General features: G+C 64.0%; 15 protein-coding genes. 10 read left to right on the plus strand and 5 right to left on the minus strand.

What is annotated here, in order from left to right; translation table 11 throughout:
• Positions 1-13 precede the first annotated feature (13 nt).
• Positions 14-835, plus strand: coding sequence for an N-formylglutamate amidohydrolase (locus tag LPJGGPFB_RS29790; protein ID WP_173423548.1), 822 nt, complete (start codon positions 14-16; stop codon positions 833-835).
• Positions 835-2,154, plus strand: coding sequence for an aminotransferase class III-fold pyridoxal phosphate-dependent enzyme (locus LPJGGPFB_RS29795; RefSeq protein ID WP_173423549.1), 1,320 nt, complete (start codon positions 835-837; stop codon positions 2,152-2,154). The genes LPJGGPFB_RS29790 and LPJGGPFB_RS29795 overlap by 1 nt, the downstream gene beginning before the upstream one ends.
• 21 nt (positions 2,155-2,175) lie before the next feature.
• Here the strand turns inward: LPJGGPFB_RS29795 and LPJGGPFB_RS29800 are convergent, their stop codons facing one another.
• Positions 2,176-5,103, minus strand: a complete 2,928-nt coding sequence (locus tag LPJGGPFB_RS29800) for an aminotransferase (protein WP_173423550.1) — start codon at positions 5,101-5,103, stop codon at positions 2,176-2,178.
• A gap of 62 nt (positions 5,104-5,165) precedes the next feature.
• On the minus strand, positions 5,166-5,909 hold the full coding sequence (gene hutC / locus LPJGGPFB_RS29805) for a histidine utilization transcriptional repressor HutC (RefSeq protein WP_173423801.1): 744 nt from the start codon (positions 5,907-5,909) through the stop codon (positions 5,166-5,168).
• 138 nt (positions 5,910-6,047) lie between these two features.
• Between hutC and hutF the strand changes: the two genes are divergently transcribed.
• The 6 genes from hutF (at position 6,048) to LPJGGPFB_RS29835 (ending at position 12,386) form a co-directional block, all read left to right on the plus strand.
• Complete coding sequence (gene hutF, locus LPJGGPFB_RS29810; RefSeq protein WP_173423551.1) at positions 6,048-7,421, plus strand: formimidoylglutamate deiminase; 1,374 nt, start codon at positions 6,048-6,050, stop codon at positions 7,419-7,421.
• A gap of 35 nt (positions 7,422-7,456) precedes the next feature.
• Positions 7,457-8,491, plus strand: coding sequence for an ABC transporter substrate-binding protein (locus tag LPJGGPFB_RS29815; RefSeq protein ID WP_173423552.1), 1,035 nt, complete (start codon positions 7,457-7,459; stop codon positions 8,489-8,491).
• A gap of 156 nt (positions 8,492-8,647) precedes the next feature.
• A complete protein-coding gene (locus LPJGGPFB_RS29820; protein ID WP_077502802.1) occupies positions 8,648-9,505 on the plus strand; it encodes an ABC transporter permease in 858 nt (285 codons plus the stop codon).
• Entirely contained in the window at positions 9,498-10,325 is an 828-nt protein-coding gene (locus LPJGGPFB_RS29825; RefSeq protein WP_173423553.1) for a quaternary amine ABC transporter ATP-binding protein, read from the plus strand. Before LPJGGPFB_RS29820 ends, LPJGGPFB_RS29825 begins: the two co-directional genes overlap by 8 nt.
• Entirely contained in the window at positions 10,318-11,805 is a 1,488-nt protein-coding gene (locus tag LPJGGPFB_RS29830) for an HAL/PAL/TAL family ammonia-lyase (RefSeq protein ID WP_173423554.1), read from the plus strand. The genes LPJGGPFB_RS29825 and LPJGGPFB_RS29830 overlap by 8 nt, the downstream gene beginning before the upstream one ends.
• Positions 11,802-12,386 carry a HutD/Ves family protein gene (locus tag LPJGGPFB_RS29835; protein ID WP_173423555.1) on the plus strand — a complete coding sequence of 195 codons (585 nt, stop codon included), beginning with the start codon at positions 11,802-11,804 and terminating at the stop codon, positions 12,384-12,386. Before LPJGGPFB_RS29830 ends, LPJGGPFB_RS29835 begins: the two co-directional genes overlap by 4 nt.
• 30 nt (positions 12,387-12,416) lie before the next feature.
• Here LPJGGPFB_RS29835 and LPJGGPFB_RS29840 read toward each other — a convergent pair whose 3' ends face one another.
• Positions 12,417-12,857 carry an acetyltransferase gene (locus LPJGGPFB_RS29840; protein WP_173423556.1) on the minus strand — a complete coding sequence of 147 codons (441 nt, stop codon included), beginning with the start codon at positions 12,855-12,857 and terminating at the stop codon, positions 12,417-12,419.
• A gap of 265 nt (positions 12,858-13,122) precedes the next feature.
• The gene (locus tag LPJGGPFB_RS29845; RefSeq protein WP_173423557.1) at positions 13,123-13,578 is read right to left on the minus strand and encodes an SgcJ/EcaC family oxidoreductase; all 456 of its coding nucleotides are present in this window, start codon (positions 13,576-13,578) and stop codon (positions 13,123-13,125) included.
• Positions 13,579-13,775: 197 nt separating this feature from the next.
• Here LPJGGPFB_RS29845 and LPJGGPFB_RS29850 point away from each other — a divergent pair, with 197 nt between their 5' ends.
• Both LPJGGPFB_RS29850 and LPJGGPFB_RS29855 read left to right on the plus strand, forming a co-directional pair.
• Complete coding sequence (locus LPJGGPFB_RS29850; protein WP_173423558.1) at positions 13,776-14,120, plus strand: TonB family protein; 345 nt, start codon at positions 13,776-13,778, stop codon at positions 14,118-14,120.
• Between the two features lie 249 nt (positions 14,121-14,369).
• Positions 14,370-14,528: a hypothetical protein gene (locus tag LPJGGPFB_RS29855; RefSeq protein ID WP_173423559.1), complete on the plus strand. Its 159-nt coding sequence runs from the start codon at positions 14,370-14,372 to the stop codon at positions 14,526-14,528.
• Positions 14,529-14,739: 211 nt separating this feature from the next.
• Here the strand turns inward: LPJGGPFB_RS29855 and LPJGGPFB_RS29860 are convergent, their stop codons facing one another.
• Positions 14,740-15,177, minus strand: coding sequence for a hypothetical protein (locus tag LPJGGPFB_RS29860; protein ID WP_173423560.1), 438 nt, complete (start codon positions 15,175-15,177; stop codon positions 14,740-14,742).
• Positions 15,178-15,340 lie beyond the last annotated feature (163 nt).

The following is a 15,340-nucleotide window of genomic DNA, read 5'->3' on the forward strand; positions in this document are numbered from 1 at the left end:
CGGATAGGCTCCCATGACTTCGACAACGGCCATCAAGAGCCCCGACGCCCGACGCGGTCGGCACGACCCTCGCCAGCCACTTCTGGCAATCGACGAGCCGCCGCCCTATGCGGTGTTCAACCCGGACGGCACGTCGCCGTTCCTTTTGCTCTGCGAGCATGCGTCCAACCGCATGCCGCGCGCGCTCGGCGACATGGGCCTGCCCGAATACGAGCGGCGCCGCCACATCGCCTGGGACATCGGCGCGCTGGCGCTTGCCCAGCACTTAAGCCTCAGCCTCGATGCACCGCTGTTCTTCACCAACTATTCGCGGCTGGTGATCGACTGCAACCGCCCGCTTTCGGCACCGTCCTTCATCCCGGAAGTCAGCGAAACGACGGAGATCCCGGCCAACCGGGATCTCACGGAGGCTGAGCGCAGGCAACGCGTGGACACGCTGTTCAGACCCTTCGCCGATGCGGTAACCCGACGCCTCGACCTGCTCGAAGCGAAGGGCGAGAAGTCGTTCGTCGTCGGCGTGCACAGTTTCACGCCCGTCTATTTCGGCAAGCCACGGCCATGGCAGGCGGGTATTCTCTATCGCGACGCCGAGGCTTTCGCACATTCGATGATCCGTGGCTTGAGCAGCGAAGAGCAACTGACGATCGGCGACAACGAGCCCTACAACATTCACCCGGACGAAGATTATACCGTGCCGGTGCATGCGGATGCGCGCAAGTTGCCGGGTGTGCTGATCGAGGTCCGGCATGACCTGATCGACACCGACACAGGCGTTGCCGCTTGGGGCGAGCGTCTCACCCGTTGTCTTCGGGCGAGCCTTGAGGAGTGCCGCTAGTGACTGAAGGCCTCTACGCCAGAGACGGACAGGCAATCGCCAACCTGCAGAAGCTGCGCTTCTTTCCGCTCGCCATCGCCGGTGGACATGGGGCACGCCTCATGGAAGAAGACGGCCGCGAGCTAATCGACCTCTCCGGCGCATGGGGGGCTGCAAGCCTCGGCTATGGCCATCCCGCACTCGTGGAGGCCGTCTCGCGCGCCGTCGCCAATCCGGCTGGCGCAAGTGTGCTGTCGGCCGCCAATGCGCCGGCAACCGCTCTTGCCGAAAAACTGCTCGGCCTCTTCCCCGGCGAGGGACGCAACAAGGTGTGGTTCGGCCATTCCGGTTCGGACGCCAACGAGGCGGTCTTCCGGGCGATCGCTAAAGCGACCGGCCGCACCGGCGTCATCTCCTTCGTCGGCGCCTATCACGGCTGCACCACGGGTTCGATGGCCTTTTCCGGCCACAGCGTCCAGGCGGGTGCGACCAAGGCGGAAGGCCTGATCCTGCTGCCCTTCCCCGACCCCTATCGACCCTACCAGGGCGATGCGAGCGGCGACGCAATCCTCGACCTCCTGAAACATCAGTTCGCAACCACGGCACCGCCGGAGAAGATTGGCTGCGCCTTCATCGAGCCGATCCAGTCGGACGGCGGGCTGATCGTGCCGCCGAAGGGGTTCTTCCAGAAATTCGCCGATCTCTGCAGGCAGCACGGCATTCTCGTCGTTTGCGACGAGGTGAAGGTCGGGCTTGGCCGCAGCGGCAAGATGCACTGCTTCGAACACGAGGATTTCGTTCCCGATATCCTGACGATCGGCAAGGGCCTCGGCGGCGGCCTTCCACTTTCCGCCGCAATCGGCCCGGCAGAGATCCTGGACTGCGCCACAGCCTTCGCGATGCAGACCCTGCATGGCAACCCGGTCTCGACGGCGGCCGGCCTGGCCGTACTAGAGACCATCGAGCGAGAGGGGTTGGCGGACGCGGCCGAGCGTAAGGGCGAACGGCTGCGCGAAGGTCTGCGGCAACTTGCCGGACGCCACGCCCTGATCGGCGATGTGCGCGGACGTGGCCTGGCCACGGGTGTGGAACTGATTACCGACAGCGGCAGCCGGGAACCGGCATCACGAGAAACGGCCAAGCTGATCTATCGCGCCTATGAGCTCGGCCTCGTCCTCTATTACGTCGGCATGAACTCCAACGTGCTGGAGATGACTCCACCGCTGACGATATCGGACACCGAGATTGACCAAGCGCTCGACATTCTCGACCGCGCCTTCGGCGATGTCAGAGCTGGCCGGGTTTCCGACGCTGCGCTTGCCGATTTTGCCGGCTGGTAAGATCGGCACGGGGGGCGTTGCCTACCAGCCCTCGTCCAGCACCCGCGTCAGCATGTCGGCGAAGAAGTCGGCGCTCTCGCGGCTGAGGCAGAGCGGCGGCTTGATCTTCAAGACGTTGAGGTGATCGCCGGTCGGCTGCATGATGACCCCGAGCTCCAGCAGGCGGTCGCAGATGGCGGCCGTCTCCTCGCTCGCCGGCTCCAGCGTGTCGCGATCGCGCACGAATTCGACACCGAGATAAAGCCCCATGCCGTGCACCGCACCGACGATCGGAAACCGTTGCGCAAGCGCTTCGAGCCTGGTTTTGAGATAGCCGCCGACGACACGGGCGTTTTCCTGCAGCTTCTCTTCGTCGATGAGATCGAGCACCGTCTGGCCGACGACGGAGCTGACCGGGCTGCCGCCGGAGGACGAGAAGAAATAGCCTTCCTTCTCCAGCGCATCGGCAATCTCGCGCCTGGTGATGACGGCACCGAGCGGGTGGCCGTTGCCCATGCCCTTGGCGATGGTGATGATATCCGGCACCACGCCCTGCTCCTCGAAACCCCAGAAATAGTCGCCGAGCCTGCCATAGCCGACCTGCACTTCGTCGGCGATGCACACGCCACCGCGCTGGCGAACCATGGCATAGACGGCATCGAGATAGCCTTTCGGCAAGGGAATGCCGCCGGCGTTGCCGTAGACCGGCTCGCAGATGAACCCGGCAAGCCCTTCGCCTGCGTCCTCCAGTTCGCGCAGCTTGGTCGCCACCGACCGCACGTAAGTGTCGGTGGTGTCGGCGCCGCGGAATTGTCCACGATAGGTATTGGGCGCGACGACAGCATGCACCCAGTCGGGACGGGTCTCAAGCGCCCGCGGGTTGTCGGCGATCGAAGTCGAGACCGCGTCGCTCGCCACCGTCCAGCCATGATAAGCCTCGAGCAGGCTGACGACATTGCGCTCACCGGAAAATGCCCAGGCGAGACGCAAGGCAAGGTCGTTCGCCTCCGAGCCACTATTGACCAGGAACACCGTGTCGAGACCGTCAGGCGCAAGCGCTGCAAGCCTTTCGGAAAACTCGGCAACTGACGCATAGTGAAAGCGCGAATTGGTGTTGAGCAGCGACCATTGCCGACCGACCGCTGCCGCCAGCCTTGGGTGCCCGTGGCCAAGGATCGTCACGTTGTTGACCATGTCGAGATAGGCCCTGCCCTCGACATCGAACAGGTGCTCCTTCCAGCCGCGCTCGATCTGCGGCGGCTTGCTGTAGTAGTTCTTCTGCGGCCTGGCGAAATGCTGCTGGCGGCGATCAAGCAGGTCTGCCGAATGCGGCGCCGGCGCGTCGCAGTCGAAACCGAGAATGCCAGAGGGTGACGGGCAGAGCACGCGCCAGGCCTCGGCCTGATGGGCCGGGACAAACAATGGCGCGATCAACCCCGGTTCGCGGCAGAGCTGTACCCGCATCAGCCCAAGCCCGTGGCCGGCCTCGACCACCGTGCCGACCGGCGCACCGGCGGCAACCGTCTCCTCAGCGTCCTCGGGCGGCTCCAGACCGGTGAGATGGAGAACGACTGCAGGACCGTTCAGCACCACCCGTCCGTCATGCCATTCGGTTCCGCCGGCAAAGGGCGCTCTGACGACAGTGCCAACAGGCAGGCACAGATCGACATGCAGCGCAAAGGTCGAAGTCGGTCGCGACGCGCGAAGCGCACTCTCGGTCAGCCGATATTCGCCGTAACGGGTGGACGCCATGCCGATCGCATGCGCAGCCGTCTGCAACAGTGACGCTGGAAGGCCCTGGTGCTGCCACCGTTCCTCGGGAAGCAAGGGGCTGAGGATGGAAAGGTCGATCTGGCGCACGCCGGCCGGCTCGATCTCGACGAGCAACCCTTCGCCGATCACCGGCAGCGTTTTTTCAGGCGCGGCATCGACAGCGCGCAGGATCGCCTGCTGCATCAGCGCCGGCGGCACGGAAACGGCGACGTCGAAGATCGCACGTTCATGGGCGGCATTGCCCTGAACGTATGCATTGTCAGGGTCGATGGTCAGCTGCTGTTCGGAACTGGCGACCAGCACCGCGGCGCGCGCAACGACCAGCGGCCACAATGCCTTCAGTTCGCTTTCCTCGAGCGGGCAAACCGCATGAAAAGCCCTGATGGCCGGCAGGATGAAGAACGGATCGCCATCGGCATGATGCAGCAGCGAGGCACAGGTCACCGCCAGTTCGGCGACGAGCCAGCCTTTGAGAAGGTCGCCGAAATCGATGACGCTGTCCGGCACCGTTCGACCCGCGGCATCCGGTTGCCCGACGACATTGTCGTCGGTGACGTCATGGTGGATGGCTTGTACGCGCAAGTCGGCGGTCAGCGTCTGAAGCCGGCGCATGGCGCCCACCATGGCCTCGGCAATCCGTTTCTTCAGCCCCTCGTCGTTCATGGCGGCAAGCAGGTGAAGCGCGACAGGGGCGGCATGCCTCAGGTCCCATTGCAGCTCGCGGTCAAGGCCCGGATGGTCGAAATCACGCAGCGCCACCGCCAACCGTCCGGCGATATCGCCGAGTGCTGCCACCGTTTCCGCGCTCAGATGCTTGCGGCGGGTCAACGGCACGCCTTCGAGATAGGTCAGCAGGCGAACGCGATAGGCCTCTCCGCGCACCGTCGTCTCGACAATGTCGTTGCCGTCGAGCGCACGCACCACCTGCGGCGCACGCACCGAACCTGCCTGGCGGGCGAGATGCAGCAAGGCGGCGTTCTGGGCCTGCAGTTCCTGCAGGTCATAGGCTGCCCGGCAGATCTTGAGGACAAAACGGGCCTCGCCCGTGTCGATCCGGTAGTTGCGGTCCTGCTGGCTGCCGAGTTCGCTCAAGGTGCCGGAGAGGCCGAAATGCTCCAAGAGGATGCGCGCAGCGTCGTCAGGCGCGACATCGGGCCTTGGCAATTCCGTGCGAAGCTTCAGCGCGTCTTGAACCATATGTCGCCTCCATCACATCCGGCACCATGCCGACTTCCGAATCGACCGAACGGGTCTCCCGACTATTGCGACATACCTTCAAGGCGATAGCGCGTCCCGGGATAGAGCAGGCGCGCCGTCGTCACATTGGCGGTGTCGGACCAGGTACGACGCCGGATCATCAGGCAGGGCTCGTTGCGGTCGATGCCGAGCAGCTTGCATTCCCATGGTTGCGGCGAAACCGCCTCGACGATCTGTTCGGTACGGGTGATCGGCGCCACCGCCGTCAGATAGGCGTTCGGCGTCATGTCGCGGAAATCCTGCTCCATGTATTTCGGGCAGATCGACGGGTTGACGAACCGGTCCTCGATCTGGATCGGCAGGCCGTTTTCCGAATGCACCATGATCGAGTGGAAAACCCGCGCACCGGTCGCAAGCCCGAGCGCATAGCCGATCTCCGACGGTGCCACCTCTTCCTGCATCAGCGTCATGCGCGAGGTATGCGCATGGCCGCGCTCGCGGATTTCATCGGCGATATTGCGCACTTCCAATAGCGCCGTGCTGCCCTTGTGGGCCGCGACGAACGAGCCGACCCCCTGGACGCGGGTGATCGCGCCTTCGGTTGCGAGTTCCCGCAGCGCGCGGTTTGCGGTCATGCGGCTGACGCCGAGATCGGCGACGATCTCGTTTTCGGATGGGATGCGGTGGTGTGCCGGCCATTCGCCGCTGTCGATGCGGGTGCGGATGAACTGCTTCACCGCCTCGTAGCGTGGCACCGGTCCGTCCTCGAATGCCGCCATGTCGATCCTTCGTCTGAGTGCCGTTATCGGCATTTTCCCCGCCCTTTCCGGATCACGAACAAATCATGCGTATCCGGCAATGATTCTTTTCGTTCATTTCGCGCTTGCGCGCCACAGCAAAATATCTATAGTTCCATATACAACTACGTACAGGAAAATCGCAACATGGCAACTTTTCCCGTCAACCGGCTCTTCGCCGACCATGCGCTTCTGCCGACCGGCTGGGCGCACAACGTCGCCATTGCGCTTGATCAGACAGGCGAGATCGTCTCCATCAAGACCGATCAGCCCATCGCCGATGGCGACGAACGCGTTGCCGGACCGCTGGTTCCAGCCCTTGCCAACCTGCATTCCCACGCCTTCCAGCGCGCCATGGCGGGCCTTGCCGAAGTGGCCGGCAGCGGTGATGACAGCTTCTGGACCTGGCGGGAAGAAATGTACCGCACTGTCGGCCTCGTGAACCCTGACGACGTCGAGGCGATCGCCGCCAAGCTCTACATGGAGATGCTGAAGGGCGGCTTCGGCCATGTCGCCGAATTCCACTACCTGCACCACACCGCCGATGGCACGCCCCATGCAGACCCGGCCGAAATGTCGCTGCGCATTCTCAATGCTGCGAAAGCGACCGGCATCGGGCTTACGCATCTTCCGGTCTTCTACGCCCACGCCAATTTCGGCGGCGTCGCCCCGAATGCCGGCCAGCGCCCCTTCCTGCATGATCCCGATCGCTTCCTGGCGCTGCTCGAACGACTGGCGCCGCTCTGCCGCGACAACGGCCAGACGCTCGGCTATGCCATCCACTCGCTGCGCGCCGCGACCCCTGAAGAAATGCGCACGATCCTCGAACGCGCGCCGGTCGCAGGCCCGATCCACATCCACGTCGCCGAGCAGACCAAGGAAGTGGACGACAGCCTTGCCTGGAGCGGCCGTCGCCCGGTTCAATGGCTGCTCGATGAAATGCCGGTCGATGAGCGCTGGTGCCTGATCCACGCCACCCACCTGACGGACGACGAACGGCAGCGACTGGCGCGATCCGGCGCGGTTGCCGGTCTCTGCCCGGCAACCGAAGCCAATCTTGGCGACGGCATCTTCCCGGCCGTCGACTACATGGCGGAAGGCGGGCGCCTCGGCATCGGCACCGACAGCCATGTGGCAACCAGCGTCGCTGAAGAATTGCGGCTGCTCGAATACGGCCAGCGACTGCGCGACCGCCGCCGCAACCGCCTTGCGGGCCCCGGCGCCTCCGTCGGCCACACGATTTTCGATGCGGCCCTCAAGGGCGGCGCCCAGGCCGTCGGACAGAAGACATCGGGCATCGCCGTTGGCGCCCGCGCCGATTTCGTCGTGCTCGACGGCGCCAATCCGTACATCGCCGCGGCAAGCGGCAATCAGATCCTCGACCGCTGGCTGTTTGCGCTTGGCGGCGAGACCGTCCGCGACGTCATGGTCGCCGGACAGTGGAAGATCCGCAATGGACGCCACGACCGGGAGGAAGACATCGACCGCGCCTTCGCGCGGGTGCTCATGAAACTGAAGTAGTCGTCAAAGCCAAAATCAAAACAGGGAACAGCTTAATGTCGATCAACAAACTGAAACTCACGCTCGCCGCCACTGGCCTCATGCTCGCCGCCTCCACCGGCAACGCCAGCGCCTCCTATTGCGGCGACGGCAAGACCGTCACCTTCGCCGGCATCGACTGGGAAAGCGGCGCCTTCATCACCGAAGTGATGAAGACCATCCTCGCCAAGGGCTACGACTGCCAGGTGGACTCGATCCCCGGCAACTCCGTAACGCTTGAGCAGGCAACCGCCAACAACGACGTGCAGATTTTCGCCGAGGAATGGCTCGGCCGCTCCGACATCTGGAACAAGGCCGTCGAGGAAAAGAAGGTCGTCGCCGTCGGCAAGACTTTCGTCGGCGCCAGCGAAGGCTGGTTCGTTCCGGAATATGTCATCAAGGGCGACGCCTCCCGCAACATCGAGGCAAAGGCCCCTGATCTGAAGAGTGTCTCGCAGCTTACCGACGCCAAGATCGTCGAGCTGTTCGCCGATCCGGAGGAACCGTCCAAGGGCCGCTTCCTCAATTGCCCGTCGGGCTGGACCTGCGAAGGCGTCAGCACGGCCAAGCTCGATGCCTACAAGCTCGGCGAGACCTATGTGAACTTCCGCCCCGGCACCGGCACCGCACTCGATAGCGCCATCACCTCGGCCTATCTGCAGGGCGAACCGATCCTGTTCTACTACTGGTCGCCGACGGCGATCATGGGCAAATTCAAGCTCGTGCAGCTGGAAGAGCCGGCCTATAACGAAGCCTGCTGGAAGGAGCTTTCGAGCGCCACCGGCAAGCGCGACGAAGGCTGCGCCTTCCCGTCCGTCGACGTCTCCTACGGCGTCAACAGCACGTTCGCGCAGGAAGCCCCGGAGATCATCGCGATCCTCGAAAAGGCGACCTTCCCGCTCGAAGACGTCAACGGCAGCCTTGCCTACATGACCGACCAGAAGGTCGATGCAGTGGCGGCAGCGGCCGAGTTCCTGAAGACCAAGGGCGATGTCTGGGGCAAGTGGGTCTCCGACGAGGCCCGCGGCAAGATCGAAGCCAGCCTGAAGTAAGTCCGTTCGGTCGGCCGACGCGGCTCTGGTGCGCCCCTGTCTGAGACACGGCTGTCTCATCGGATCCGCGCCGGCCCCGACCTTCGACATCCCGAGGCAAGCGCCATCGGCCGCAGCGTTGCGCCCGCCCTTGGCCCTAGCAAGGAACGACATCCGATGTTTCCGGATACCCTCAATCTCTCCATCCGCGCGCCGGTGAACGAGTTCATCCAGACGCTGGTCAGCAGCTATGGCTGGGTCTTCAAGGCAATCAGCGCAGTGATCCTGAAAGCCGTGCTGTTCATCGAGTGGATCCTGCGCGGCCTGCCCTGGTGGGTCGTCATCCTCGCCTTCATGGCGCTCGCCTGGCAAAGCTCCAAGCGCTGGACGCTGACGGTCGCGGTCGGGGCGCTCCTGTTCTTCGTTGGCGTGCTCGGTCTCTGGGACCTCACCATGCAGACGCTGGCGCTGATGTTGATGGCGACGTTGGTATCGGTGGCGATCGGCGTGCCCATGGGCATCCTCGTCGCCAAGAGCCGGCTGGTGCGCAACATTACGCTTCCGGTGCTCGACGTGATGCAGACCATGCCGAGCTTCGTCTATCTGATCCCGGCCCTGATGCTCTTCGGTCTCGGGAAGGTGCCAGCGATCCTGGCGACGATCATCTATGCGGTGCCGCCGCTGATCCGTCTCACCGATCTCGGCATTCGCCAGGTCGATCACGAGGTCGTCGAGGCGGCAACCGCCTTCGGCGGCAGCCCCAACCAGATCCTCTTCGGCGTCGAACTGCCGCTCGCCACCCCGACGATCATGGCCGGCCTCAACCAGACGATCATGATGGCGCTGTCGATGGTGGTCGTCGCCTCGATGATCGGTGCGCGTGGCCTCGGCGAACAGGTGCTGAACGGCATCCAGACACTCGACGTCGGCAAGGGCCTGGAGGCCGGTATCGGCATCGTCATCCTGGCAATCGTACTCGACCGCATCACGCAAGGTTTCGGCAAGAGCCGGACGGAGGATCCCCGCAATGGCTGATATCGAGATCCGCAACGTCTACAAGATCTTCGGGCAGGACGCGAAGGCCGCCCTCGCCATGGCCAAAGACGGCCTCGACAAGGCCGAGATTCTCGCCCGCTCCGGCTGCAGCGTCGGCCTCAACGACGTCAGCCTGACGATCGGCGCCGGCAAGATCTTCGTCATCATGGGCTTGTCGGGATCGGGCAAGTCGACGCTGGTGCGCCACATCAACCGGCTGATCGAGCCGACGAGCGGTCAGGTCGCCTTTGATGGCAGCAACATCCTCGATCTCGATGCCAAGGCGCTGCGCACCTTCCGCATGCACCGCGTCAGCATGGTGTTCCAGAGCTTTGCCCTGATGCCGCATCGAACCGTCTTGCAGAACGTCGTCTACGGCCAGCGCGTGCGCGGCATCTCCAAAGCCGACGCCCGCGACATCGGCATGAAATGGATCGAGACCGTGGGCCTCTCCGGCTACGATGCCAAGTTCCCGCACCAGCTGTCGGGCGGCATGAAGCAGCGCGTCGGCCTTGCCCGGGCGCTTGCCGCCGATACCGACGTCATCCTGATGGACGAGGCCTTCTCCGCGCTCGATCCATTGATCCGCGCCGACATGCAGGACCAGCTGCTGCAGCTGCAGCAGAACCTGTCGAAGACCATCGTCTTCATCACCCACGATCTCGACGAGGCTTTGCGCATCGGCTCGGAAATCGCCATCCTCAAGGACGGTCAGGTGGTGCAGGTGGGGACACCGGACGATATTCTCGACAATCCCGCCAACGACTACGTCGCCCGTTTCGTCCAACGTCGCCAGGGAAGGCCGGAAGCGCATGACTGAAACCATCACGCTTGATGGACCGGCAGACTGGACTGATATCGCCGCGGCCGCCAACGGCGCCCGGCTGACGCTTTCTGACGCGGCCCGCGAACGCATCGTCAAGGCGCGCGCCGTGGTCGAGGCGCTGGTCGATCGCGGCATTCGCGGCTATGGCATCAACACCGGTGTCGGCGCGCTCTGCGATGTCATCATCGACAGGGAAAACCAGCAAGCGCTGTCGCGCAACATCGTCCTCAGCCACGCCTGCGGCGTCGGCGAACCGCTGGGGCGGGCGGAAGCACGGGCGGTGATGGCCGCGCAGATCGCCAATTTCGCCCATGGTTATTCCGGCGTGCGCGTCGAGACGGTCGAGGCGCTGCTTGCACTGCTCAATGCCGGCCTCATCCCCAATATCCCGTCGCGCGGCTCCGTGGGCTACCTCACCCATGCCGCGTCCATCGGCCTCGTCCTGATCGGCCGTGGCACGGTAAACGACGGCAGGGAAATCGTCCCTGGTGCAGAAGCGCTGCGCCGGCTTGGGCTTCAGCCCTTGGCCCTGCAGGCCAAGGAGGGCCTGAGCCTCGTCAATGGCACGCCCTGCGCCACCGGTCTCGCAGCGCTGGCGCTGTCGCGCACGCAAAGCCTCTTCGCCTGGGCGGATGCGGCAGCGGCGCTCACTTATGAAAACCTCGGCAGCCAGGCCAATACCTTTGCCGCCGGGCCCTTAGCGTTGCGCCATTCGCCGGGGTTGCAGGCGGTCGGCAAAACCTTGCGCGACTTCCTGGCAGACAGCCCGATGCTCAAGGCAAGCGCCGGCACGCGCACACAGGATCCCTTGAGCCTGCGCGCCGTTCCGCATGTGCATGGTGCCGCCCGCGACGCCTTCGAGCATGTGGCCGAGGTGGTGAACCGGGAGCTCGCAAGCGTCACCGACAACCCCGCCGTCTCCGGCACGCCGGAAGCGCCGGAAGTGCATTCGCAAGCCCATGCGGTCGGCGCCGCGCTCGGCCTTGCCATGGACAGCCTCGCGGTTGCCGTCGCCGAAGTCGCGGCCATCTCCGAGCGTCGCATCGACCGGCTGGTCAACCCGCTGGTCAGCGGCCTGCCCGCCTTTCTCGCCGGTGACGGCGGCGTGTCTTCCGGCTACATGATCGCCCAGTATACGGCCGCCGCCCTTGCCGCAGAAAACCGCCGGCTGGCGGCCCCCGCAAGCCTTGATGGCGGCATCACCTCGGCGCTGCAGGAGGATATCCTGACGCACGCGACCCCCGCAGCCTTCAAGGCGCTGGCGATCGTCGACAATCTCGAGCGCATCCTTGCCATCGAGCTGCTCGCCGCCGCCCAGGCCTACGACCTGCAGCCGCGCCCAACGGCCAAGGCTAAGCGCACCGAGACGCTCTACCGACGCATCCGAACCGCCGTTCCCCACTATGCCGACAACAGACCGATGAACGAGGACTTCGAGCACATGCGCCACGCCATTCAGGAAGGAACGCCATGAAGTTCCTGCCCGCCTCCGGCCACAAGCGCATGCCCTGGAAAAACGGCGGCGGCGAAACCATCGAGATCGCGGTTTTCCCTGAGGGCGCGTCGCTTTCGCAGTTCGACTGGCGGGTGAGCATGGCAACCGTCGCCAGCGATGGCCCGTTCTCCGCCTTTCCCGGCATCGACCGCACGCTGTCGATCCTCGAAGGCAACGGCATGACGCTTTCGATAGAGGGTCGAAACCCGGTGCCACTGACGCAGACAACTGCACCACTCGCGTTCCCCGCCGACGTCGCCACCTCCGCCACCCTGATCGATGGCACGATCGTCGATCTCAATGTCATGACCCGCCGGGGCAGGCTCGCGCATCGCGTGCGCCGACTGGACGTCGAGAGCGAAGGCTCGCTTGCGAGCGAAGCAGCAACCAGCCTCATCTTTTGCCATCGCGGCGCCGTGACGCTGGATCTCAAGGGCCAGACCGTCGCGCTCTCGGCCGGCGATGCCGTGCTGGTATCAGGGCCGCTTGCCGCAGCCTTGAAGACCCCGGCAAGCTGCGCGCTGTTCCTCATCGAGATCGATGCCGCAGAGAACGTCTGACGCCGGAATAGCCGGCAGTCTGCGTCCGGGTCAGGTTCGGCGCAGGTGCAGCAGAGGATAGGGCCTGCCGTCGTCATCGACAGGCGAGCGGCCGACGGTGTCAAACCCCAGGCGCGCATAGAACCCTGCACCCGAAGCATTCTGCTCGTTGACATCGACGGTTAGAACCGGATGCACCCCGGCCGCATGGGCAACCAGTGCGCGGCCGACGCCACGGCCATGGGCATCGGCATGCACAAACAGGGAATCGATCTGCGCTCCGGTCATGCCCATGAAGCCGAGCGCGACATCGTCTGCATCGGCGGCAATCCAGAGCTCGGCTTGCGGCAGATAGTGGGTGGCAACCATCTCTTCTATGGCGGCGAAATCCTCGGCCGAGAGAAAGTCATGCGTCGCGACGACGGCGCTGCGCCAGATGTCGAACGTGCGCTGGAAATCCGACGGGCGGGAAGGACGAATGGAAATGGTCATTTGAGAAGTCACTATATAAATTGCTGCTCGCGTCCGTGAGTCACCAACGAAGGCGACCAGTTCAGAGAATGTCACCAGTGACAACGTCAATGGCAGACAATATCGCCGCCACTGAAAGTGGGCGCGACGGCTCGCCACAATAGCCACGAACACAAATTCTTCAAGCGGGCAACGGCTTCCTGCCTTCAACAAAGACCGATGCCTGCCCCGACGAGCGACCTGCGCCGCGGCTTCCACCCTACCGACCGGCAGCAGTTGACGGGCGCTATTTTTCGTCGCCCGAGGTGATCTGGTTCTGCTGCGCCATGATCGCCTCCGTCTGCACCTTGGTGTTCTGGCCGATGGCGATCATCCAGTGTTCGCCTTCCTTCACCAGGATATAGAGCGGGCTGCCTTCCGCCTCGCCGGGGATCGGAGATCCGTCGTCGAGCACTGGACGCTGGCGCACGTTGACGGCCGCCACATCGGGCCTCAGGAAGGAAATGTGCTCTGCCTCATAGCGCGCATATTGATTGCCGAGCGCCGGCGTCAGCACCTTGCGGGTAAACGCTGCGATCTCGTCGCGGCCGGTCAAGCGCCGCCCGAAGGCGGTCACCCAGACGGCATCGGGCATGAAATGCCGCAGAAAATCCTCCGGCGACCGCTCGTTCTGCGCCTTCTCGACATCGGCGATCAACTGCCGGATGCCCTCGCCCTCGATCTCTTCACGTGTCTTGGTCATGTTTCGCTCCCCGTCAGACGCATGCCCACTGCATAGCAAGTTGCGAACCTATCGCAAAGCGCGAACGGCCGGACACCATTTACACGGGAAAAGTGTCCCCAGGGCAGTGAAAATTTGCAATTCGACGTCGCACCGGCGGGCAAAAACTGATCTAGCGGTTGGTGCATCCATCATCAGGCCCGCCCGGACGACCTCCCGTGAAAATACTTCTCCGTTTTCTTTGCGCCATCTCGATCATCGCCGGCACGCCACCCCTCGCCCACGCCGCGTCTTCGAATGCGGCCCAACATCAGGCACAGGAAAAGCGCAGCAAACGCAAACCCCTGACGACCGAAGTGCGCTTCTCCATCGGCAGGAACGGCGACCTGCTGTCGGTGGCGGTTCACCGCTCCTCCGGAAGCCGCAAGGCCGATGCCGAGGCCATCGCCGCGGTCAGGCGGGCAGCCCCTTTCCCGAAAATGCCGGCCGGCAGCCCTGCCAGAATGGAAATGCGCATGAAGATCCAGATGGATGCCGATGCCGTCGGCCGGGCGAGAAAATAGCGCAGGGTCCTCAAGGGCCGCACGCGCAGCGGCGAAAGAGGCGAGCGCCCAAAGATGCCGTCCATGGCCGAGTGACGGCGCCGGCTGTTGGCCCGCTTTGCGCCACCTGAGCATCGCATTCCCTGTTCAGAATTCGGTAACCATACGGCGTGTTACCCGGGGAACAGCGCATTCGCCGCCACACGATAGTCTCCATGTCACGGTTTGACAGTCTCTCAGCAACAAACACAAGGCTTGGAGGATACGGACATGATCAAGACCGGCTTCGGCGTTTCCATCACCGTTCTGGCCTTCTCGGTCGCAGTGATTGCCTTCATGCATGTTGCCCTGTCCCAATATCGGGCAGCCGAAATTGCCGACATCACCCTGCCGGACTACAGCACGATCACCTCGTCCATCCATCGCTAAGGCGCGCCGTCTCGTTTTCGACCGGGCAGGAAACGGGGGGCTTGCCCGAGGCTTGGAAGCAAGAATGCTCCATCAGACGATGGAGCCAGCCATGATGTCCCTGCTCACCCTCCACACATTGGCAGCCGCAAGCGGCGACGGTCTTCGCTCCGACCTCCTCACCGCGATCGCCCAAGAAAGCCTGATGTCCGCGGCCGGCAGGGACGGCTTTTCACTTCACGCAGGCATTGAGCGCCTTGATGGCCTCATCGGCTCCCTCAAGATCAATCCTGGCTTGCGCAGCGCCGGCCGGTTGAAACGTCAGTTCAGCGCTCTGCGCTAACGCCGATTGCAACGTTTCCCTGTCGGTGCCGACCTGAATAGTCAGAAGACGAGGCGAGCGGATTTCGGCTGCACATGCGGGCATAGCCTTGCCGTTGATCAAAGTTGCGTTCAGCCCACAACGGGAATGGGCGGCCCGCCAGCGCCTGCGCTGACAGCGGAGGATCCAGCGCACCGAAGCTTCGAGACCGCAGCCGATATACCGCGCATGACTTCGATCTGGGTACCGTTGATTACGATGACCAGCTTGGTGTTTTTCCCAGATCTCGCCAATAACCGCACTCTTGGCCGCAAGGCGACAGGCGAGCATAAGGACGGCGATCGCCATGATCGCCGCGACCGTTGCGCTGCCGGTCTGCGCTATTCTCCTGCGTCAGGCAGCGCGGACCGGTCTTCCTGAAACGCGAACGGCGAATTGCGCCGGTCGAGAAACCCCCCCTCCCATTGTCGATGCGAACAAACCCTTCCCCTGACAAGGCTTTGCTGCTTGG

Source organism: Ensifer adhaerens, from assembly GCF_013283195.1.
In the GTDB taxonomy this organism is placed as follows: domain Bacteria; phylum Pseudomonadota; class Alphaproteobacteria; order Rhizobiales; family Rhizobiaceae; genus Ensifer; species Ensifer adhaerens_G.

Bases quoted from the DNA above. Each gene is read 5' to 3' on its own strand.
- LPJGGPFB_RS29790 (WP_173423548.1), top strand. From the start codon at position 14: ATGACTTCGACAACGGCCATCAAGAGCCCCGACGCCCGACGCGGTCGG.
- LPJGGPFB_RS29800 (WP_173423550.1), bottom strand. From the start codon at position 5,103: ATGGTTCAAGACGCGCTGAAGCTTCGCACGGAATTGCCAAGGCCCGAT.
- hutF (WP_173423551.1), top strand. From the start codon at position 6,048: ATGGCAACTTTTCCCGTCAACCGGCTCTTCGCCGACCATGCGCTTCTG.
- LPJGGPFB_RS29815 (WP_173423552.1), top strand. From the start codon at position 7,457: ATGTCGATCAACAAACTGAAACTCACGCTCGCCGCCACTGGCCTCATG.
- LPJGGPFB_RS29820 (WP_077502802.1), top strand. From the start codon at position 8,648: ATGTTTCCGGATACCCTCAATCTCTCCATCCGCGCGCCGGTGAACGAG.
- LPJGGPFB_RS29825 (WP_173423553.1), top strand. From the start codon at position 9,498: ATGGCTGATATCGAGATCCGCAACGTCTACAAGATCTTCGGGCAGGAC.
- LPJGGPFB_RS29830 (WP_173423554.1), top strand. From the start codon at position 10,318: ATGACTGAAACCATCACGCTTGATGGACCGGCAGACTGGACTGATATC.
- LPJGGPFB_RS29835 (WP_173423555.1), top strand. From the start codon at position 11,802: ATGAAGTTCCTGCCCGCCTCCGGCCACAAGCGCATGCCCTGGAAAAAC.
- LPJGGPFB_RS29840 (WP_173423556.1), bottom strand. From the start codon at position 12,857: ATGACCATTTCCATTCGTCCTTCCCGCCCGTCGGATTTCCAGCGCACG.
- LPJGGPFB_RS29845 (WP_173423557.1), bottom strand. From the start codon at position 13,578: ATGACCAAGACACGTGAAGAGATCGAGGGCGAGGGCATCCGGCAGTTG.
- LPJGGPFB_RS29855 (WP_173423559.1), top strand. From the start codon at position 14,370: ATGATCAAGACCGGCTTCGGCGTTTCCATCACCGTTCTGGCCTTCTCG.
- LPJGGPFB_RS29860 (WP_173423560.1), bottom strand. From the start codon at position 15,177: ATGGCGATCGCCGTCCTTATGCTCGCCTGTCGCCTTGCGGCCAAGAGT.